General features: G+C 36.7%; 12 protein-coding genes and 1 pseudogene. 1 reads left to right on the top strand and 12 read right to left on the bottom strand.

Translation table 11 applies throughout. The annotated features are described in order from the left end of the window. Window positions 1-14 precede the first annotated feature (14 nt). From BZG01_RS12720 to BZG01_RS12710, 3 genes are all read right to left on the bottom strand, one after another. Window positions 15-2339, bottom strand: a complete 2325-nt coding sequence (locus BZG01_RS12720) for a glycoside hydrolase family 3 C-terminal domain-containing protein (RefSeq protein ID WP_101310220.1) — start codon at window positions 2337-2339, stop codon at window positions 15-17. Window positions 2340-2472: 133 nt separating this feature from the next. Further along, on the bottom strand, window positions 2473-2853 hold the full coding sequence (locus tag BZG01_RS12715; RefSeq protein ID WP_101310219.1) for a hypothetical protein: 381 nt from the start codon (window positions 2851-2853) through the stop codon (window positions 2473-2475). A gap of 35 nt (window positions 2854-2888) precedes the next feature. Continuing rightward, window positions 2889-5282 carry a TonB-dependent receptor gene (locus BZG01_RS12710; protein WP_101310218.1) on the bottom strand — a complete coding sequence of 798 codons (2394 nt, stop codon included), beginning with the start codon at window positions 5280-5282 and terminating at the stop codon, window positions 2889-2891. A gap of 997 nt (window positions 5283-6279) precedes the next feature. Here BZG01_RS12710 and BZG01_RS12705 point away from each other — a divergent pair. Then, window positions 6280-7044, top strand: a complete 765-nt coding sequence (locus tag BZG01_RS12705) for an NUDIX hydrolase (protein ID WP_180327308.1) — start codon at window positions 6280-6282, stop codon at window positions 7042-7044. Window positions 7045-7977: 933 nt separating this feature from the next. Here the strand turns inward: BZG01_RS12705 and BZG01_RS12700 are convergent. From BZG01_RS12700 to BZG01_RS12660, 9 genes and pseudogenes are all read right to left on the bottom strand, one after another. Continuing rightward, window positions 7978-8943, bottom strand: a pseudogene (locus BZG01_RS12700) (IS5 family transposase); the annotation flags it as partial. Between the two features lie 15 nt (window positions 8944-8958). Next, a complete protein-coding gene (locus tag BZG01_RS12695; protein WP_101310216.1) occupies window positions 8959-9252 on the bottom strand; it encodes a transposase in 294 nt (97 codons plus the stop codon). A gap of 526 nt (window positions 9253-9778) precedes the next feature. Then, complete coding sequence (locus tag BZG01_RS12690; RefSeq protein WP_101310215.1) at window positions 9779-10588, bottom strand: SDR family NAD(P)-dependent oxidoreductase; 810 nt, start codon at window positions 10586-10588, stop codon at window positions 9779-9781. Between the two features lie 20 nt (window positions 10589-10608). Next, the gene (locus BZG01_RS12685; protein ID WP_101310214.1) at window positions 10609-10980 is read right to left on the bottom strand and encodes a hypothetical protein; all 372 of its coding nucleotides are present in this window, start codon (window positions 10978-10980) and stop codon (window positions 10609-10611) included. A gap of 60 nt (window positions 10981-11040) precedes the next feature. Next, window positions 11041-12780 (bottom strand): family 43 glycosylhydrolase, encoded by a 1740-nt coding sequence (locus BZG01_RS12680; protein ID WP_101310213.1) that lies wholly within the window; start codon window positions 12778-12780, stop codon window positions 11041-11043. Between the two features lie 5 nt (window positions 12781-12785). Next, complete coding sequence (locus BZG01_RS12675) at window positions 12786-15095, bottom strand: alpha-L-rhamnosidase-related protein (protein WP_218973100.1); 2310 nt, start codon at window positions 15093-15095, stop codon at window positions 12786-12788. A gap of 176 nt (window positions 15096-15271) precedes the next feature. Beyond that, entirely contained in the window at window positions 15272-18664 is a 3393-nt protein-coding gene (lacZ, locus tag BZG01_RS12670; protein WP_180327307.1) for a beta-galactosidase, LacZ type, read from the bottom strand. 26 nt (window positions 18665-18690) lie between these two features. After that, window positions 18691-20547: a family 78 glycoside hydrolase catalytic domain gene (locus BZG01_RS12665; protein ID WP_180327306.1), complete on the bottom strand. Its 1857-nt coding sequence runs from the start codon at window positions 20545-20547 to the stop codon at window positions 18691-18693. Window positions 20548-20661: 114 nt separating this feature from the next. Next, a complete protein-coding gene (locus tag BZG01_RS12660) occupies window positions 20662-21969 on the bottom strand; it encodes a family 43 glycosylhydrolase (protein ID WP_101310209.1) in 1308 nt (435 codons plus the stop codon). Window position 21970: the final 1 nt, after the last annotated feature.

Genomic DNA, 21970 nt, shown 5'->3' with positions numbered 1-21970 from the left:
CCCTAAATCGTTTATTATTTTTTATGAATTAACTCGCTAATTGCTATTTGAGGCGTAAGCACTTTATTTACTTTTTCAACCAACAGGACTTGCTTTAAAGCAAATTGAGAGGTTTGCTTAATATCTTTACTTGACGCACCAATTTTAACAGCATATTTACCAGCCTCAGCAATCCAGGCTGACTGGTCTGTTACATACGAGGCTAAATCCTTTGCAGATAACTTAAAGGTTACTGTTTGAGAAGCTCCGGGTGCTAACAATGCTGTTTTGGCAAAACCTTTTAACTCTGCTTCGGGCCTATCTAATGAAGCAGCAGGAGCAGAAAGATAGAGCTGCACCACCTCTTTACCGGCAACATGCCCTGTATTGGTAACCGTAATACTAACTGATATGAAATCTTTAAATTTTTTCGAACTCAACTTTAAATGCCTGTATTCAAATTGAGTATAGGATAAACCAAACCCAAATTCATAGGCAGGTTCTATATTAAAGGAATTAAAATAACGGTATCCTACATATACACCTTCTTCATAATTTACCTGTTTAGGCCTTTTTGCCGGAGTTCCCGGAAAATTATTTGAAGACGACACATCTTCATATTTCTTTGGAAACGTAACGGTTAATTTACCTGAAGGATTTACCAAGCCATTGAGCACATCAGCAATGGCGTTGCCCGACTCCTGCCCTGCCTTCCAAGGCAATAAAATAGCATCGGCACTATTGTGCCATGAAACCGTTTCTATAGCACCTCCGGCATTAATAATAACAACTAGTTTTTTATTTTTTGCATGAAAAATTTCAGCAATCGTTTTAATCTGTTCTTTTTCCAATTCATTCAGATTAAACCCATCTTCTACATCCACGTCCTTACCTTCTCCTATTTGCCTGCCTATAGTAAAAATGGCGATATCATTGTTATTGGCAACTTCTTCTATCTGCTCTTTGCTAAAAAAAATTTCAGGGGTAATTCTTACTTTTCCCAGGGTTTTCTTTGGCCTTGGAAAATCTATCTTGTCTTGTGTTATATGTTTATCGTAACGTAATTCTAATTCTGAATCATAATTAAAACCAGCATTTTTTAAGCCATCTACAATAGACACATTATCTTTTGAATACACTTCACCACTCCCCGTTCCTCCGGTAAAGGTATCATAGGAGGCACAGCCAAATAAAGCCAATTTGTTTATTTTAACGATGGGCAAAGTATTATTGGTATTTTTTAATAAAACAATACCTTCAGAAGCAGCCTTCCTTGCCAGAACAGCATGACCATTCAGGTCTGGAGTATTATTATAGTTATATTTTTTAAATGAAAGGGAGTTTACAGCTAGGGCCAATATTCTTTCCACATTTTCGTCTAATATCTTTTCATCCAGCGATCCATTTTTGACTGCCTTAAGAATTGTCTGCGTTGCAAATTCAGCGCCAGGCATGATTAAATCATTGCCAGCCCTCATTTGTTCTACAGTATTTCTGCCGCCTCCCCAGTCAGTCATTACACCCCCTTTAAAACCCCACTCCTTGCGCAGAATAGTGGTTAACAGATCATAACTCTCAGGCGTATAGGTGCCATTTACTTTATTGTACGAACTCATCACCCATAATGGGCTGGCTTGTTTAACTGCAATCTCAAAACCTCTTAAATATAATTCTCTTAAAGCTCGCTCGCTAACATTAACATTTACGTTAAGCCGATTACTCTCTTGATTATTGGCCACAAAATGTTTGATTGTACTTCCAACACCATTGGATTGTACGCCTTTTACATAAGCAGCTCCTATAAATCCACTTAGCAAAGGATCCTCAGAGTAATATTCAAAATTTCTTCCGTTTAACGGATCTCTAATCAAATTCATTCCCGGAGCCAAAAGCACATCAACACCGTATTCTTTAGCTTCATTACCTAACGCTTTGCCTACACTGGCAATTAAAGTGGTATCCCAGGATGATGCTAGCAACAGGCCAACAGGCCAAGCTGTTGCATAATAAGTATTTATTGAATCGTTATGACGGATTGGATCAATTCGAAGCCCTGCAGGCCCATCAGACAATATCATTTCCGGAATGCCATATTTCGGTAAGCTATTGGTACTACCAGCAGCCCCCTGCACCCGGCCTTTCACATCGCCAATAATGCCATCGTCACTTTGTGAGGCTTGACTGTCCAAACCAGCCCCCACTACTACTTGAATCTTTTCTTCAAGTGTCATTTCAGAGATGATACTCTTAATAGAAGAAGTGCCTAATTGTGGTTTATTATTGCTATTAAATGGTTGAGAAAAACACCAATTAAAGGGCAATAAAAAACACAATAGTAAAAAAGTTTTACTACAACTCATGTCATTTTTTTTAATAATACACGAAGACTGTTTAGCTTAAAAAAGATAGCCTTTAAGTGGGTTTTACAGAATATACTGAGATAATAATCAGGAAGGAAAATAGGGTGCCCCATAGGTCACCCTATTAAATAATTTACTCTTTCTTATCTTCAACAACACGTTCTCCGGTGCAGTCAAACATGTCCATCATAGAACCTTCTACATGGTTTTCGTCAATTTTCTCAATGTATAAATACACATCATAACCACTGGCAGAAGTAAAATAAGCAGTTACCTCATCGCCATCCTCCTCAACTCTAGAAAATTTAATGGCAGCGGCCCCTTCTGTCTTTGTAAATCCGGTTATTTTTCCATCCACCCTTTCAAAAGTAAAATAAGACGTTGCATCACCATTAGGTATACCAGTAACTAAAATGGCCCATTTTCCTACAAAAAAATCTGAAGCTTGTGCATTTGCAGATATTGCTATTAAACCAAATAACATTCCGAATAAAATAATTCTTGCCTTTTTCATAATTCTCTATTTTTAAAAAATTGTTAAATAATAAATTAAAACTTCAAGTCTAATGACAACTCAAAAGTTCTTGGACGTATAGATCCTGCCACAACTGATCTACCTACAAAACGATCATCTGTAATTTGATCAGCACCTTGCATTTGACCTTTAACACCTTTCTGATCCAAGAAATTGGTTACCTGAAACTTTAACATCGCTTTTCTACTTAATCGATACTCCAATCCACCAAAGTTCTCCCATCTAGGTTCATAAAAATATTGATTGGTTGCATTGGCATTTTGCTCACCAAAATATCGTAGGCTAAACCATAACCTCATTGCCCCGTTCATAAAAGAATAACTCGGGTCAATCTCCATCAACACTTTAGATAGTTCTGGTATAACATTATTGCTATAATTATAATTGACCCCAAATGCTCCATAACTATAGTTCTTAAATTGAGGATTCTGCAGGGTTAATAAATAATGTAGATTAAAGTTTTTTGTCGGTCTCCAAACAATATCAGTAGACCAACCTGTAGTGCTAATATCATAGAAAATAGGCGAAAAATCAGCTCTCTCTCCTGAACCATTCGGATTTGTTACTGTAGCAGAATTTGAAAGTATATTTTCTTTTGTAATACGGGTTACTTTTGATACCAGGCTAAAATCTGTACCATGATTCAAGAAAATACCTCCACCAATATTTAAAACCGTTGATTTATGGCCCATTGGATCTGATTGCCTTGGCATCACTTCGCTACCCCCAGCTCGATTGGCAGCAGTAACCTCATCAGCAGTAAGTCCGTTGGCATTCGTTGGGTTACCATTATCATCTTTATAAGGGTAATTCCATGAAGTTTCAACATCCATAAAATTGTTATAGGTTACATCTCCCAACAATCCAAAATTAGGAGTAATATTTAATACAAAGTCGGCAATACCAACTGTATTCCACTCATTGAACGTATGCTTTTTTGTTGGTTTGTCTAAAATAAACTCTTTTGTATAAATATTTCTATTCTCGTCTTTCGACACTTTTTCAATACGTCCTCCAACTCCGAAACGAAACCAGTTATTTACTTTAATATCATCCGAAAGGTAAAGAGCAGTATGATTAACTGTAAAGTCAGTAGGACTACAATAACCACTATATTGAACCGGCAGCCCGCCATATTCGTTTGAGAAAGGAACATTCATACCATATGCGGGAATATAGCCATGTAAATCAAGCAATTCAGGGTTAGCTTCTACTGATTGCACATACATACCACTAAGTGTTACAAATTTTGAGTGATTATACTGATGTGTAAAACCTAATCGAAGCGAATGATTGTTGACTTGTTTTGTTATTTCTGCTCGTGTAATCCAGGTGGTAATATCAGACTGAGGAATTAACTGATTTAATGTATATTGAACAGAACCTGTATATTGATTATTAGTATCATGGTAATAATACTTATCCATACCCTGTTGGTCTTCTTCAAATAACATTACACTAATAGGGACCTGAATAGCAATTGGCGTATTTGCCTTTTGGTACATTGTTGAATAAGATAATTTCCAATCATTATTAAATTTATGTTCCCCACAAAGATATAGAGAGTGAGTCTCGGATTTGCAGAATTCATCATCCGTAAGATCTGCTTGCTTTGCCTCGCCTGTATAAGGATCAAAGTAAGGGACCAAACCATCCCTAACCACATAACTATCTTTTCCAAGATCGAAATTATCAAGCACACTTGTTTTACCGTCTCCATCATAACGCAAAGGCTGATAATTGGACATCATACTCTTCGATGTAGTGTATTTGTATAAAAGCTTTACAGCACCCTTATCATACTTCTTTTGAATACCCGCTTTTAATAAGGTAGCTTTTTCATACCAGTCGGTATACATATAATTAATGCCATTACCCTTATCCAGGTTTTGATGAGCACTCAAGGTATAACCCCAGCCTTTTTTACTTAATGGACCAGTAACCGTTGCAGCAAACCTGGTTGAGCCAAAACTATTGCCATAAACAGAAGCATATCCTTTAAATTTGGAACTGGCGTCCCTATCTGAACTTTGCACGGCAAATCCTACTTTACCAAATGTTAAAGCACTTTCAGAAAAACTTAACAGCCCCATTTTAGCCAAGCTATTATCATATCTCCAGGCAACTGTTGGAACTGTTGGCCAGAACCAATACACAACAGGCACATCATTTTCCAGAATTAGAATATCACCTCTAAATGGTAAACCAATATTCACAGATCTGGGGCTGGTATTACTATCTGCATTAAGCATCACATTTCGGTTCTTTTCTTCTTTTTTTGAAGAGATAGAATCTGTGGATAGTGTCTGAACTTCATTTGTAGAATCTTTTTGTTCTTGTGAGTGAACATGCGTTGTTATACCTAAAGCAATCGCAATAGATAAAACACTTAATAATCCTTTTTTCATAAAAAAATCTAATGTTAGGAATAGGTTAGTTTTTAACTTACACTTTAAACTCAATTAAAAGTCGAATTCAACTTCTTTACGTTTTCATTTTCATGGTTTTTAAGTTTATTAATAACTTTCTTTTTTATAAATGAACCCGATGTTACTTCGTAAAAAAAACACCGAAATCTGTTTTTTTTAAATCGATTGCTATACTCATTTTTCAAATAATTCTCCTCAGGTTTATCTGAGCAACACCATCGATTGCATATTTAAAGAATAAAGAAATTGAAATAGGAAATGCCTACTATTGTATCATCACGATACAATAGTAGGCATTTCATTTCATTTTTCCAAAAAAACTCTTGCTTAGACTTTTAAGAAGATTTTCTGGAATATATTTAACAGATTAAGTATGCACATTTTGCATAGATTTTAAATTATCAATTTGCACCCACCATAGAACACTAATATCTGAATTCGATTATTAATTCATTTTAACTGAAAAATTTATTAGTGTCTGGCTATTAGCAGTTGATAAGTTACCCCAAAATATTAGGAAGATGCTAAAGACTTGCAGTTGGTTATCTGCAGCATGGATAATGTAAAAAATAATATGGTATTTAGTAAAACAAGCCTCTGTGTAGAGACTATCTTTTTTAAAGTTGTTCTCCGAAAGATTGAATATCCAAATTTTAAATCTTCATCATAAACTTAAGCCCAAAATGTTATAATTTGATGGTTCAAAACTATGCGATTGTATCATTTCGACATAATAACTTAATTGCTTCTTATCTAACAAATAAAAACAATATCTTTGCAGTATAAAATGGCTTGTATTATTGTGTGCCTTAAATATTAGGCTAGATATCAAATTCATTTCTTGCAGAAAAGTAAATTACAACGAAGATCTTGTAACGAAGAGAAATTCTAAAATTTTAAACACATTTTATAAAAATGAATGAAGATTCAAAAGTTATCGAACTTTTGAATCTCAAAAAAGCTTAAATCAATACAGATGAATTATTTAAATATAAGTGACAAAGAATATAAAATCAAAGTAAAAGAGCATTTAAAATATGCATCGGAATTTCATTTACCTAATATAGCTGTTAACACAGTTATTTTTAGCTTTCATAAAAAAAGACTAAACGTTCTTTTGCTGAAATTTGCAGACACACCTCATTTTATGTTACCCGGGGGCTTGGTTATGAAAGATGAGGACATAGACGATGCTGCAATGAGAAATTTAAAGGATAGAACAGACCTGGAAAATATATATCTGGAACAATTCTATACTACAGGGAAAGCAAAATACAACAGCGAAGATATTGTTAATGTTTTCTCGAAACAGTTAGGAGATAAAATGGTTGAGAATTGGCTAAATCAACGGTTTATTAGAATATGTTATTATGCCTTAGTTGATGAAGATAAGTTAAAACCTACAACAAAAGACTTATTTGTTAATGAACATAAATGGGTTGATGCTTTTGAACATCCTAAACTTTTGTTTAATCACAATATTATAGTTGAAAAAGCTATTTTAAAATTACAAGATGACTTGGATAAAAAATTGGTTGAAATTGGAGAAAATTTGATGAGCGAGACATTTACCATGGGTGAACTGCAAAAATTATATGAAGCCGTTTTTCAACGAGAATTTACCAGAACCAATTTTCAACGAAAAATGTTAAGTTTAAACATACTGGAAAGGCTGGAGAAAAAATATAGTGGCAAGTCGCACAAAGCACCTTATTTATATCGCTTTAAAGATATTCAATGAAATTATTTGGTTACTACACTTTAGCTGTAAAATAGCCTTAACACCCAAAAATGATATAAAAACTGAGAATTAATAATTTTGCTTTTTTAGTGTGCAATTCTTTCTTTTATGGGCCATGTATACTTTTATTCGTTAAACAGAAGAAATCCGGTTCGTGTTAAAAAGCAAGAAGTCCAGTAAATTATTTTCATCCTTATGGTATTCATAAAATGAACAAAGGCCGATAGAAAATCAAAGAATCTATTGCAAAAAAAAAAGCAACCTGAAAGTCTTTAAATAACTTCAGGCTGCATTTTAATATTGAAGTTGTTTAAAGTTGTCTGAGTAAAATGACATAAAACGCGATGGTATTGAGTGATTTCCAATAAGTTTTTTTTGTTTCAAACCTAACTAGAATAGTCTTAAAGGCATCTAACCAAGTATTGGTTCTTTCATTAACAAATCATCTTCGGTATAGTATATCATCAAAGAATAAATCGTCATCCTGTACTCCATTGCGTTTATTTTTGTCAATATTGTCGGCAATATCATGTGTGCATAGACTGTCTCTAAATGCTTTATTGCCAAAACCAGCATCAGCATTTAGAAAAAGACCGTCAATCGGTATATGTGATTTTTCAGTGACTCAATCATACTTTCAAAGTTTTCTACAAGTTGGTAAGCATCATTGTAATTGCCCGTGATAGGCTCACTACAAGCGATTGGTATCCCATTTACATCCGAAAGGATAAGAATTTGCTTGTTTTACGTTTTTTTCTGCCTTGGTATCCCACAGCTTCTCCTCCTCGCTAGGATGGTTTATGTGTGTCATACAATTGTACGGATGACATATCTAGCAATGATTTGTATTTACTAAGTAGTCAAATCTTAAAAAGTCATATCTTTTGAGAGTTTGATTTTTGAAAATAATTGCATCCAAAGATTTAGTTTTTTTTAAAAGACACAAAGGATTTGCTCTTTAATTCTATTGAGCATTTTCTTTAGATTAAACCCAGTTCCGGCAAAAATTGTATTTAATTGATTACCAAGAACACCTTTTAGATAATTCCTTAACATTCTGTGATCTTGCTTAATATGTCCAATAACTAGTTCTATTCCAGCTCTGGCTCTAAAACGTTTTCTTGCTTTTTGTTTTTCATACTGAGTCGTTTCTCTTTTAGGAACAGAAGGTGATATTATTTCAGTACCATTGATCTTCTTTTTCCCTCTGTATCCTCTGTCTACGATCCCTATTTTTGGACAGCTTCCTGTTAAAGATTCTGTTTGTTTTAAATGTTCTTCTAGAGTGTGCCCATCGTAAGGATTATTTTCAAAGGCAATAGCGCCAACTACTATTTTTGTGGTTTTAGTCAAAACAAACCTAGTCTTGTTTCCAAACTCAAATTTCTTTGCTTCTTTTCCTTTAGCAATACAGCGAGTCTCAGGTTCATGGATACTGTAAATCTTGTTTTTATCTCCTTTTTGTTGTGTTAAGATTTTATCGAGAATGATAAATAATTCCTGATATCTCTTTTGTTGAGATGTGGTGAATTGTCTTTGGATATCTCTGACCTGGCGACCTGCAATAGTCTTGATTTTTCGTAATGCAGCTTTGGCTTTCTTCCTTCTTTTTGGGTGATTATGAAAACGTTGGTCTATCATCAACTGCTTTAAGGTTCGGGTATAAGTTTGGCGTAATGTGATTCCCTCTTGTTTGGCTATCTTGTTTACTTTCTCAATTATACGCCTGTGTAGTTTTGCGTCGGTTGGGTAAGTGATATTCTTCTCTTGTACCGTACTGTCAATTAATACTTCTTTTTCCTGAGCTTCTTTGCCAAATAACTGAATTGATACTTTCAATAATATTTCTGCTCCTTCTTTCCCAATACGGTTTCTAAAATGTATAAAATCGTTTGGATCAAAAGGCTTTTGTGTTTAAAAAACTTTCTCCCCGCTAAAATACTGCCAATAGGGATTTTCAATCCATCTGTCAACGATGGACTCATCACTTAAATTATAAATGTGTTTCAACACAAGCAACCCTACCATTCTTCGGATTGGAACAGATGGACGTCCGATTTCGGAAAAATAAACAGAGAATTCCATTTCTATTGAATCGCAGTCAATTTGCCTTGATAAAATACACAATTCATGCTCTAAATTGATGAATCGTTCTAGTGGTGTGTCAAAAATACTTAATTGAGGTGTATTGTCCTGTTTTCCAACCATATCTGCAAGCTTTTAAACTAAAATAATTATTTGCTTGCAGATTTAAGTATGGAATGAAAAAGTTTATCAACTGATTATCAATATTCTGGCATCTTTTTAAGAGATGACTAAGTAAAGATTGCCATAGCTTTTTCATCTTTGCACCATTTTCTATAGTGGGAATAAACACTATTTCAACTACATCTTATCCTAAATAGCTGTTTGAATGATATTTACAGTCGCTAACAGCCAGTTTTTAGACGATATAATCTGGCTTTAACTATTTCATGAAGTTTTACTTTTGTATTGCCCCTCTGGTTACCAAAAGGCAAATGCTCACATATGTTTTTTTTATAATTTTAGTACTTAGCATCTGATCTATTTTTAATTAACACGTAAATTAAATCACGGAATACCAGTCTACTAATCAGATTACCTGCTCCAAATTGGGCATTTAAACAATTTCAATAATAACAATTGTTAAAATGACAATATATCAACTAAAGTCTTACATTTTTTTTCTATTTACATGTAAAACCAAATATCTTTAAATTGAGATGCTGATTTCATTTTTTTTTGTAATTAAATTTACCGCAAACTTTGGAGCTATACGGTATAGAACATCTAACATTTTGGCATCTTTTCCTATCCTAGCTCTGAATTTATCTTTCTCAATGACCGCTATATTTTTTTTGGCAGCTTCGTTTGGCTGAAGTACTCCGGAACTTGTCTTAGCTTCTTCTTTTTCCTTTTCAGATTGTTCTAAACCAGAATTAAATTTAATATTTGTATTAATCGCACCTGGGTGTACAACAGTAACCTTTATATTCATATCCTTCAATTCAGCATATAAGCCTTCGGTAAGTAGTTTAACTGCAGCTTTTGAAGCGCCATACAAGGTTTGTCCAGGAAAAGGAATAAATCCACCCATACTTGAAATATTAACGATATGCGCCTCTGGACGTTTTTCAAAATATGGTAAAAAGGCTTTAGCCATATTTAAAGTGCCATAAAAGTTAATGTTCATAATGCATTCAATTACATCAAAACCAACAGCACTTGCATTTATAAATGGTTGAATAATTCCTGCATTATTAATAATTCCATCTACCGCTCCGTGAATTTTTATGATTTCTTCCGGAAAGACAAGAACCCTTTCTTTATCCGTTATGTTTAGTACATACTTAGATAAATTTGATATATTTTCCCTTGCTAGCTTTATAGTTTCATCCAACGCTTCACTATTAATATCAACTATAGCTACCTTAGCTCCTTTTTCAAGTAGATTTAAAACAAGTTTACGCCCCAAACCACCGCCTCCGTCAGTTACTACAATTATTTTTCCTTTGACTTTCATTGATAACTTTTTAGATTAATTTATTCGGAATCAGCCAAATTTCGGGCACAAGCACCATCGTAGCGATCGGCCATTTTGGCCGAGCAATGGTTTTCATCTTTCTTATTCATGAGTAATTCAACGGTGAACCAACCATGTTTAAAGAAGACCTTCAACGAATTACCATCCTCTTCAACTTCCTTAACGTCTTTTGTTCCATCGGCTTCGCTGTAGACCGTCCCCGTCAACTTTCCCTCTTTTCGTACAAGCGTTACTACTAATTTTGAATCTCCTCCGGGAGTACCCTTAATTTCAACATTCCACTTGCCCACAAAATAATCCGCCTTTGCTGCTTGGACGTATGACAGCGTACTTGCAACGAGCAAGATCAACAATACAATTCCTCTCTTCATTTATTCTATTTTAATCCGTTAATATTTTGGTGTTTATATTTCAGTTACATCGTCTCTTAACTAATTTTTCATGGCTGCATCAATAATCTTTACCCCATTGGTTATTCCACTTTCATTAAATGCATCAATAGTGAAATAATAGTTCTGAATGCTGTTTAAACTGTGAATGGTTAATGAATCAACATCATAAACCTGATAGTTCAGGTACAATTTTTCCGGAGAAGTTCCATAGCGAATATTATAACCCACTGCGCCATTGCTCTTTTGCCAACTAAGCTTAGCATTCCGATTATCTGTGGTGTCGCGCTGACAAGAAAAATTGGACACTTGCCGTGGAGTTTTACCTCTCCCATTACCGAAAATCCGGAATCCTGATAGCGCGAATTTTCCATCAGGAACTCTGAAATTGATTAGTCTCACATATCGACATGAAACCTTTAAAGGCAATTCGATCAAATCGTGGGGACAATCATAGGTGTTCGCTGTTTTATCAACCAAAGTTTTCCATTTTATTTTATAAGTTGAATATTCAATTTTATATTGATAAAAAATGGAATCCTTACGTCCTAAAAGAGTGGTTTCCACATCAGCAAAATTGATTTGAATGGCACTGATTTTATATTGACTTTGCAAATCGACCATAAGCCATTCTCCAGCATTGCCGGATTCGGCACTCCAGCTTGTTCGAACATTCTCATCGGTGGCATTTTCTTTTGCATAATTGGGCAGGGTTGATGAAACCTCAACCGGTTTATGATAAGAAAGTATTAGAGAACTGGGCTGATAGTCTCCGGACCCTTTCATTCGATTTTGTGGAAGCTGATGCGGAAAATCTCCAAATGCAGTATAGCTGTAAAATGTACCATCATTATCAAAAAATGCGGGCCACAGACCCAACCTGCGTTCAAATTTATGCTTCACTGAAATACTCATGGATGCCATGTGCCAAAAATTTCCATATTTATCCTGAAAAGTACTGCCATGGCCTGCCCCGGCAATAAAGCCTTCCGGTTTATAGGAAAAGGGATTATTCGCTGCAATTTCATATGGCCCTAAGGGATTATTTGAAACGTAAACACCATCAGCGTAGCTCTTAAACTGGGTTCCAGGAGCTGAATATTGCAAGTAATAGGTTCCGTTATGTTTTGTTACCCAAGCACCTTCGACCCATGGCTTTTTGCGCCCGGAATAATTATTATAATCATCGGGACGTTCCCAACCGTAAGTATCTGGTTCCCCATAAAACAATTCACTTCGGTCGCCAATAAGAGTGAAGTTTTCCTTATAATTCAGTTCTATTCCATAAATCGGTTTAAAGTTTGAACATCCCCAGTATAAGTAAAGTCGCTGATCATTATCCATAAATAAATAGGGATCCCAAACTATAATTTCCAGTGAATCTACAGCCACATCCCATTTACCGGATAGCGGATCGGTTGTTTTATAAATGGTACTCTTCTGAGTTGACGAGGCCAAAAAGTAAACTGTATCTCCGATTGAAATAGCTGTTGGGGCATATTCTTCTTTAGGAATCTGATCCGACTCAATAAATTCCCAATTGGCCAGATCTTCTGAATACCAGTAACCACCAGACATGGACGCAAATAACAAATAACCATCTTGATACTGTATCACACTCGGGTCAGCAGCTTCCCTTCGGGATGGTTGGTCTAACTGAAATCGATAATTTATATTTAGTGGATTGCATATGGTTTCCCCTCTTTGACTGTAACAAGTATTTGAAATTAACACCAAATACAATAAGGCTAAAAGAACAAGCAATATTCGTTGTTGATTCATCACATTTATAGTTTCAAATGATTTTCTCCTTCATTTAACAAGATCTCCTTACCTTTCCAAATAAACCGACCACTTGTATTGGATGGGAGAACAATGTCAGCCTTCAAGCTATTTTTGAGTAATGAATAATTCACTTTTATTATTCCATAGGGATGCGGCATTTCTCCTCCAATTTCGGTCAGCTTACCCAAGTGAGGTTCGATCTTCACTTTTGTAAATCCGGGAGCATCGCTGTCTATTCCAAGTACTGTCCTGAAAAATTCGATGTTCGGACTTGCGCCCCAAGCGTGACAATCGGATCGAGTTTCATTAACCTCAGAAGTTTCTCCCCAAGTTGTTAAGCCCATGTCCATATTTTCACGCCAGGTATCCAACCAATTGAGATAACCATCACCTAAGCCCGCCTTCGTTAATGCTTGATGCAAGTAAAACTTAAAATAAATTGAAGCAGGCGCCAAAGTTGAATCAGCCAGCAGCTGCTCGGCAATCAATCGGGATTCTTCTTTCGAAGCTGTTCCTGTTATTATCGCCAGTGAATTAGTGTGCTGTGAAAAAAGATCTTTCTCCGACCTATCAGCAAAAAGTTTTTTGCTACTGTCCCAATATTTACTCCGAATCGTGTGTTTCAACAATTCAGCTTTCTCCCGGTACAACTCGGAAAAAGCTGCCATTCCCACTTCTTCCTCCAAATCGGCAGCACACTGATAGGCATATACAAGTTGAAGATCGATCAATGCTGAATTCCCATCCTCTCCATAAGACCGGCATCCCATAAACCAATCAGGCACTTTTACCCAATCCGTAAAAATCCATCCAGGCAGATTTTTAAGAGAGCCATCAGGTTGTTGATACTTTTCATAATAAGCCATAACCTGCCTGACCCCGGCAAGTTTATCTTTAATAAAATTCTCATCATTGCCATACATCATATAGTCATGGAGCATGGCTATATACCAAATCGAAAATGGCGAAATAATCATTGGATTATTGGCCGGATACCTTGCAAGAGTGAGGCCTTCAGGAACTCTGGAATAATCTAAAATATTGATCGCATTTCGTAACAAGCGATCGTCTCCTGTATTATACAACGAAATTAAACCTTGAATGCGGGTATCTCCAACATATTGTAATTGTTCATAATATGGGCAGTCCATGTAGGTTTCGGTGGCACATAGCCTGGCAGTGCGCCAGCCAATCTCCATTATTTTTTGCAGATCGGGTCGATCTGTTTCAAGTTTTGCTTTCAGCTCAAAGGGATATCCTGTAAAATTCCCATAGATATCATTGATCACCAATGGGCTGGTTCCGGTAGTTACTTTTATTTGTAAATAACGAAATGTTCTCCATGAAAGTGAGGTAAACTGCTGATCTTTTGTCCCATTTGAAATAATACAATCATATCTTCCTTTCATTATTTTACCTTCTACCTCATCTCTATTACCTTTTTCAAAAGGGAGGGATTCAAATAGAGCTTCAGCATACTCTAATATAATTTCAGCATGCTTTCCCTCACTGAAAATGAGCGTTGGATAGGCATTAGTCAGGAATGTTTGATCGAGCAAAAGCGTAGCGGTCGTTTTAGCAGGAATCGTAATTGAACTTGGTTTAGCAGGAAAGGATCCTAAAACTTTCACTCCTTCAGCTTTAACCAGCTTGGGGATACGCTGTAGCTTCATCTCCATTTGAGGTAATTTTGAAGGAATCAGTAACCAACCATAAGCACTGCCATACCCAATCATATCCTTTGGATAGCCTTTGGTAATTTCATTTGCATTTACCCAGGAACTATCTTCAAAATCTAATTCGCTCCAGGCATGTATTTGCTTATTCATATCGACCAATTCACCAGGACCGGCCCTGTACGAAGTTGAAGGCAAATTGATTTCAATTGGAGTATAACTTGTGTCTTGTATACATTGCCACGATTTATCGGTGTTCAGCGCACGGGCCTCCCGAATTCCTCCTTGCAAAATAAAACCCGTTTGAAAAGTCATATTGGCTTCAGGACGGAACTCCCCTTCATTCCAGACTTTCGCTGCAACAATATTTTTCCCAGACTGTAGAAAAGGTGCTAAATCAACTTGTTTATAGTTCCAATGTGAAACATCTCCTCGTGCAGGGCCCATCGAAACCAATTTCTGATTGACAAAGAGCATGTATCTGTTATCTCCGGATACATACACCGGAAATGTTTCTGGTATGTTTTCCAAATCAAAATTTTTCCGAAATAAATAGACACCATAACCGGATGGATTAATATCTGGCACACTAATCCATTTTGCTTTCCACTTTTTTTGCAAGTAGATTTCATCCACTATCTGAGCATTTGTTGAAACAGACAAAAATAAATTTATTAAAACAACTGTCAATTGAACAAAGTTTCTCGACCTGTAATATTTCTCTATATTTTTCATATACTAATTAACAAACATACATATTCATGATTCACTATATATTAAGAACCTTGTATCACCCCAAAAAGAATTCAACACTAATATCCAGGCACTAACTTTCTTGAAATAATTGCTTTATCACCCAATGATGGATTATAAGGTCTTATCTCATACTTGAAAGACATTTTTTCCTCCTTTAAAACATATTCTCTTAAAGCTAATGGGCCACAAGCAGCGGATCCCAAACCTAAATGTGAAGCGTCGATAGTGATAATTGATTCAGGTCTGGCTTTCAATTGATATGGATAATTCGCCTTGCTCAAATCAGTCGGACGGAAATGTAAAGCACTAAAATTTAGAAGAGTGCTATCAGCCACAAACATAAGACCATTACCAGTTCGGTTAGTTACGGTAAACCATCTGACTTCGCTGCGGTTGCCCATTTCCTGAGGACGGGCATAATACTCTTCCATATCTGTCGTGGTAGTATGATATCTCCCAATATAAGCACCATCCATCCGATCCCGATAATTTTCGAATGGACCTGCTCCAAAATATTCAATATTCTCAAACCCCTCAGGCATTTGTAAAATATGACCTACGCGTGGTAGCATCCCAAGCTTATCATCTGGTTCAACAGTTGTTTCAACTTTTATGATCCCATTGACAAAAACAGTATACTTGGTGTGGGAATTAATATGATAGCTTGCTGAAGTTGAGGAAACCATGTGTACATTTACCTCAATCGCTTTATTATTAACTTGCTTATAATCTAAACATGTCACCTGATGCGTCAAATGAGCCAATTGAAATTGGTTCCATTTCATAGCAATTCCTCGACCATTAGCTAGATCGTTGTCCGTTGGCGCCCGGTATAAACTTAGCTGTGGTCCAGCTACCTTTTTGTCAGTCAAAGTATCCCAGTAAACAACCGGTGTTTCCACATTTACGCCATGAATAGCTTCTTGATCTGTATGTAGCAGATTCATGGAATTGAATTGATAATCGGTAATAGTACCGGCCTTTTTACTAAAGCAAACTTTAAATAATTTCCCTGATAATATCAGAGAATCACCTTTTTCTTCAAACTTAAGCACTCCAAATCCATCCAAACTCAACACCTTTGAATCTGGCACATCAAAAGGAATCAAAAATTGCTCACTGGCAACCTCATATCCAGATTTAGCCCATGATTCATCTTTAGATAGACGAAAGCTCACCCGTAAAAAATACTCAGCCCCTGTCTCATAATCCGGAGAATTGAATGGAATTATCACCTCTTTTGTGCACCCTGACTCTAAATCAAGTTTTTCGATAACACCATCCTGAATAACCTTTCCATCACATGTTAACTCCCATATTGCATCAAATTTTTTAAGGTTTATAAACTGATAATTATTCGTGACCTCTATTTTACCTGAAACCACATCATGAGATTTTAAGCTTATGTATTGGTAACATTTCTTCACATTTTGCATTTTAGGAGTAATTTGCCTGTCGGGTGTTGTTAGCCCATTCATCAGAAAATTCCATCGCGTGGGACGGTCTCCAAAATCACCTCCATAAGCGAAATAAGTCTTTGTTGGTTCTCCCGGAACTGGCCTTGCGATACCTTGGTCAACCCAATCCCATATACAACCGCCAATTAGCCTTGGATACTGCTCAAACATATCGCAATATTCTTTCACTGATCCCGGGCCATTACCCATAGCATGTGCATATTCGCAAACAAAAAAAGGTTTACTTTCTTCTGATTTAGCTTTTCTTTTTAATGAACCTATTGTAATATACATCTCTGATTCTACGTCTGCATGATCGTTATCTCCTTGATAATGCACAGGGCGAGTTTTGTCAATTGCTTTAATTGCCTGATAACTCGCAGCAAAATTAGAACCGGAACCAGCTTCATTTCCCATTGACCACATAATGATTGAGGGATGATTCTTATCCCGTTCAACGGACCTGACATTTCGATCAACATGAGCCTTTTCCCATCTAGGGTCACGGGCAAGTCGTCCATCCTTATCACCTCCCATGCCATGCGATTCAACATTCGCTTCCGCAACAACATATAATCCGTATTCATCACACAAACGATACCAATCGGGATGATTAGGAAAGTGAGAAGTGCGGACTGTATTAATATTCAGTTGCTTCATTAACTCAATATCCTTCTGCATCATCTCTAAACCAATAGCACGTCCATCATAGGGATCATGTTCAACTCGGTTAACACCTTTCAGAAGGATGCTTTTCCCATTAATAAAAAGCTGTTGGTCTTTGATTTCAATTTCCCTAAAGCCAAAATTAGATTGCAGAACTTCAGTAACATTTCCATCCGAGGATTTCAAAATAAAAAATACATCATACAAGTTAGGTCGTTCTGCCGTCCATAGTTTGGGAGCCCCAACTTCACTGATAATTGTTTGCGTAAGACCGTTCTTCGAGACCTTCGTCATTGGAATAGAGAACAACGATCTTGCTGTATTTAAGTCTTTACCCTTTTCTACTAATAAAGCATCTAATTGACCTCCATCCTTACCTCCATTTTTTTTAATTTCAAGGGTTGTTTGGATAGTGGCCGAACTGAAATCATCATTAAAATCTGCTTGGAGAAAATAGTCACTGATATGAATCTTAGGTACAGCATAAAGAAATACGTCGCGATAAATACCAGATAGACGCCAGAAATCTTGGCATTCAAGGTAACTTCCGTCACTCCAACGGTAAACTTTCACAGCCAAAGTATTTTTCCCTGACTTGATATATTTAGTGATATTAAATTCTGCAGGTGTCATACTGCCCTCACTATAACCCACTTTCTGTCCGTTCACCCAAACATACATGGCACTTTGAACACCGTCGAAATGAATAAATACTTCCCTCTCATCCCAATTTTCGGGAATTTCAAAGTCACGTCGATATGAACCTACAGGATTGGGTAAATCATTTTTCGTGAAATTACTCGGAATATCTTTCCCCATAACATAAGGAGGATTCTTCTCGAACGGGTAGACTGTATTTGTATATATAGGTTTACCATACCCCCGTAATTGCCAATTGGAGGGAACATCGATATCATCCCAATAGCTGACATCAGTAGCGGGTTCCTGAAAGTTTGCAGGAGCTAAATCGGGATGTTTTACCCAATTAAATTTCCACATCCCATTTAGCGACAGAAAGTAGGGTGACCCATCGACATAGCCTAACTGAGCCTGTTCCAAAGTTCCATATGGAATATAAAAGGCATGCCCCTTTTCTTTATTAATACCAATAACCTGTTCATTTTCCCAATCGTTTTGTTGAGCAAACACTAAAAGTGTTCCCATAACGAATATGAAACAGATCACAATTTTCCTAAAAACAGAGAGTAATTCCAATACTTGAATTGGAACAATGTTAATAAGTAGAAAACACTGTCGAAAAATAGATGAAACATTACCTCTTAGCTCGAATGAAATTGTCATTTTTTTTGCTGTAATAAATTTCATGCATTCGTATTTAATTTTACCTTTTCTCATTTCTTCTTTTCTTTTATTGAAATTCGATTGAATCCCGGCTTTAATGGAATTTGCCCATCCTTTGATCGAACAGCAATTTTATTTACCATTACCTTTGATTTTTCACCCTTTGCAATCAAACTAAATTCCCCTTCCATTCCCTGTGGTAATTCCAAAATAAAAAGTTTTGTCCTTCCGTTTTTTTGCTTGAATTCTGCATTTATTGGCCCTTTTATTGTTGGAACTTTTATGGTAGAAAATGACAAGTTAGACATTTGCGGACTTACCTGAACTTTTTCAAAGCCAGGTTCAGCCGGTGTAATTCCCCACATATATCGGGTAACAATATTACCGGGAGCAGTCCCCCAAGCATGATTCCAATCAGAGTTCGACTTGTATTTCATATCCCAAGCTTCCATAGCCATGGTTGAACCAACGCGGATCATGTTCCACCAGCTGCGATCGCTAGTTGAAGTCATTAGATCAAGGGCATAGCTAGCTTCTCCTGCCCGATACAAGCCTTCCAGCAAATACTGCGCACCATAAACACTGCATGCCATCTTGCGTGTTTTTACAAAAGCAACCACAGAGTGCTTGTATTTTTCAGGAACCAATCCGAATGCAAGCGGCAACATATTCGAGTGAATGGAGCCATGCGTTGACCCAATTCCGTCGATATAAATCCCCTTTTCTTTGTTGAACAGTTTTTCGTTGATGGAATACTTTGACTTTTCAGCCATCCGCGAAAAAAATTTGGCATCGTCTTCTTTATTTAGTACTCCGGCAAGTTCTGCCATGATACACATATTCTCATAGAAAAAACAGTTAACTACAGTATTAACAGGTAGCATTTCGTGCCCATCACGCTCCCCTGCTTCGTTAGCCAATTCCCATCCCGAATCCTTTTGGGCAGGAGGCCAGTCCACAATATCTATTAGGCGTTGAGTCGTATCAGTAAAACCAATTTTATGCATAAACTCACCCGTTACTTTATCCGAATAAGAACTGATCAAACCGTCTTTGTCAGCAAGCTGGTACAAGGTCTTTTCTTTTAATTGTTCATAGTGACAAGAAATCAGGCTTGTATCTCCGGTGTAGTAATAATCCTGATAAACCATTAGTATGGTATGCAATAACCATTCTGTCGGCCAGGTTGGATAATCGACAAAGTGCTTAATTGTTTCTTTTGCCATGCCGTATTCATGGTCGACACAATAATGACTTAACTGGTTAATGTATGCATCTGCTTCGTAGGGAATCCGTTCCCGATCACCATCGACATAAATTCCAGCAAAACTGGTGGCCTTTATCGTATATTTACATAAATCCCAGACCTGATTCAATATAGTATCTGAACTCACAAATGAGCTTGCACTATCATTAAAACGATAGTTGTATCTTTTTTGTCTGATTGCTACATCACTTATCGGAACATTCAGTTTCTCGATTTCGCAATACCTAAAAGGCATAATTACACCAAATGAATCAGGTAAGGCTATCGCTTGCGATTTTGTATTTCTACGGTCTCGTTGTAATGACAACACAAATTTTTCATTCACTGGAATATCCGTCACCATTACTTTTTGATAGCGGATCGTGCCACCCGGCTTCCGGTCAATTGTTCCATCCTCGGCCAATTTTTCACCCAAGTGCACGATAAGCGTATCTGTTTGAGGCGATTTAATTTCAATTATTAAAGTTCCAAAGGCATCTTTCCCAAAATCGAAGAAATAATGTTCATCTGATAATTTTGCTATCCGATCTGGTTTAATCATTGAGGCCTGAAACATATTCTTCTCCTCCGTATCGTTATTTTGTGCCTGACAATTCAAACAATGAATGACTATCAAGCAGACAACCATAAATTCTCTCATTTTTAACAGCGATTTTAATATTGATTCAAATAATAGATTCTCACTGGTTTTCATTTTCAGTTCATCCAAAAAATACACATGAGCCTTTTCAGAATCCCGGACTGTTTATATCCATCAGTTTTCAAATTTTACCCAGTCTAAACTCATTGTCGCGTTCTTATCTCCCTTAAACACGAAGTAGACATCGGTTTTACCGACGAACTGATCCAGCTCACAAGCAATTTCCTGAAAAGAATTAGGTGTAACAGCTTCCGGTAATGCAACTTTGCCCAACATTCTTCCTTCTGGAGAGCCAACTCTCACCTCAAGTCTACCGCTTTTACCTTCAGTTGACATTCGAGCAACAAGTGTATTTTTTTTTTCATCAAATGTCATATTCGCGAATCGCACCCAATTGCCGTCCCTGATATCGCCCAAATAATATCCATCCGGTTTATTTCCTCGCTTACGAATATCTCCTGACACTTCGTAAAACCACTCTGCTTCAATTTTAGGCCAGCCTGCATTGTATTGTCCCATGCCATTAGAGAAATGCTCATCCAGAAAATCGGTATCGGTTACGACCAATCCATCATCTCCAATGTGACAGTAGGTAATGATTGTTTCACGATATTTATAGGCCATATCCTGGTAATAACACCACATATGATAAAACTGACCTTTCCATTCAAAAAAGCAGCTATGCGCCAAAGCTCCCAACTTATAGCCGCGTCCAACTTTCCCCTTACACTCATAGGGACCATAAACATTTTTTGAAGTCGCATACTTATTACCCCAACTAAGATAATAAGTATCCTGATATTTAAAGAGGTAATTCTTATCTTGCCATCCTGGTGCACGCTCCCATTCCGGACCATTTATTATAATCAGCCTAGGTTTCTCAACCAATGAAATCATATCAGCATTTAGTTCAGCGATATGATAACCGCCTCCATCTTTACTGCCATAGACTATATAGGGAGTTCTGTTCTCATCATTATCAATAAAAATTGTCGGGTCGTGCATCGGTGCCACCAATGGTTTCCCAAGTGCATCTTTAAATGGCCCTGCCGGAGAATCCGACTCCATTACACCAATACTTCGAATATTATCAGAAAAATAAAAATAGTATTTCCCGTTACGCTGGGCTGCATCCCCTGCCCAACAATCGGTGCTGTTATCGTCCATGTAATTATCTTTTGGCAAAACAACTCCCCGCTGAGTCCAGTGGACGAGATCTGTTGTTGAAAAAATCCGCCAGTCTTTCATGACCCAGGTTGTATCCTTTTTGCTAAAATCATGCCCACAGTACAAGAAAACAGTATCGTTAAAGACGCGAATATGGCCATCTGAGATCCCAATATCTCCAATAATGGGATTTTGAGCTTTAGCAGCTATGCTAACTAAAACAGACAATAAGAATATGCTTAACTTTTGCTTCATG

The organism is Labilibaculum manganireducens (assembly GCF_002843385.1).
Taxonomy (GTDB): domain Bacteria; phylum Bacteroidota; class Bacteroidia; order Bacteroidales; family Marinifilaceae; genus Labilibaculum; species Labilibaculum manganireducens.
The sequence above is the reverse complement of the archived record's forward strand: the minus strand, read 5'-3'. Positions and strand labels throughout refer to the sequence as shown.

What these genes read in the sequence shown, in the direction of transcription:
- BZG01_RS12720 (WP_101310220.1), bottom strand. Translation starts at nt 2,339, where the DNA reads ATGAGTTGTAGTAAAACTTTTTTACTATTGTGTTTTTTATTGCCCTTT.
- BZG01_RS12715 (WP_101310219.1), bottom strand. Translation starts at nt 2,853, where the DNA reads ATGAAAAAGGCAAGAATTATTTTATTCGGAATGTTATTTGGTTTAATA.
- BZG01_RS12710 (WP_101310218.1), bottom strand. Translation starts at nt 5,282, where the DNA reads ATGAAAAAAGGATTATTAAGTGTTTTATCTATTGCGATTGCTTTAGGT.
- BZG01_RS12705 (WP_180327308.1), top strand. Translation starts at nt 6,280, where the DNA reads ATGAATTATTTAAATATAAGTGACAAAGAATATAAAATCAAAGTAAAA.
- BZG01_RS12695 (WP_101310216.1), bottom strand. Translation starts at nt 9,252, where the DNA reads ATGGTTGGAAAACAGGACAATACACCTCAATTAAGTATTTTTGACACA.
- BZG01_RS12690 (WP_101310215.1), bottom strand. Translation starts at nt 10,588, where the DNA reads ATGAAAGTCAAAGGAAAAATAATTGTAGTAACTGACGGAGGCGGTGGT.
- BZG01_RS12685 (WP_101310214.1), bottom strand. Translation starts at nt 10,980, where the DNA reads ATGAAGAGAGGAATTGTATTGTTGATCTTGCTCGTTGCAAGTACGCTG.
- BZG01_RS12680 (WP_101310213.1), bottom strand. Translation starts at nt 12,780, where the DNA reads ATGAATCAACAACGAATATTGCTTGTTCTTTTAGCCTTATTGTATTTG.
- lacZ (WP_180327307.1), bottom strand. Translation starts at nt 18,664, where the DNA reads ATGAAATTTATTACAGCAAAAAAAATGACAATTTCATTCGAGCTAAGA.
- BZG01_RS12665 (WP_180327306.1), bottom strand. Translation starts at nt 20,547, where the DNA reads ATGAGAGAATTTATGGTTGTCTGCTTGATAGTCATTCATTGTTTGAAT.
- BZG01_RS12660 (WP_101310209.1), bottom strand. Translation starts at nt 21,969, where the DNA reads ATGAAGCAAAAGTTAAGCATATTCTTATTGTCTGTTTTAGTTAGCATA.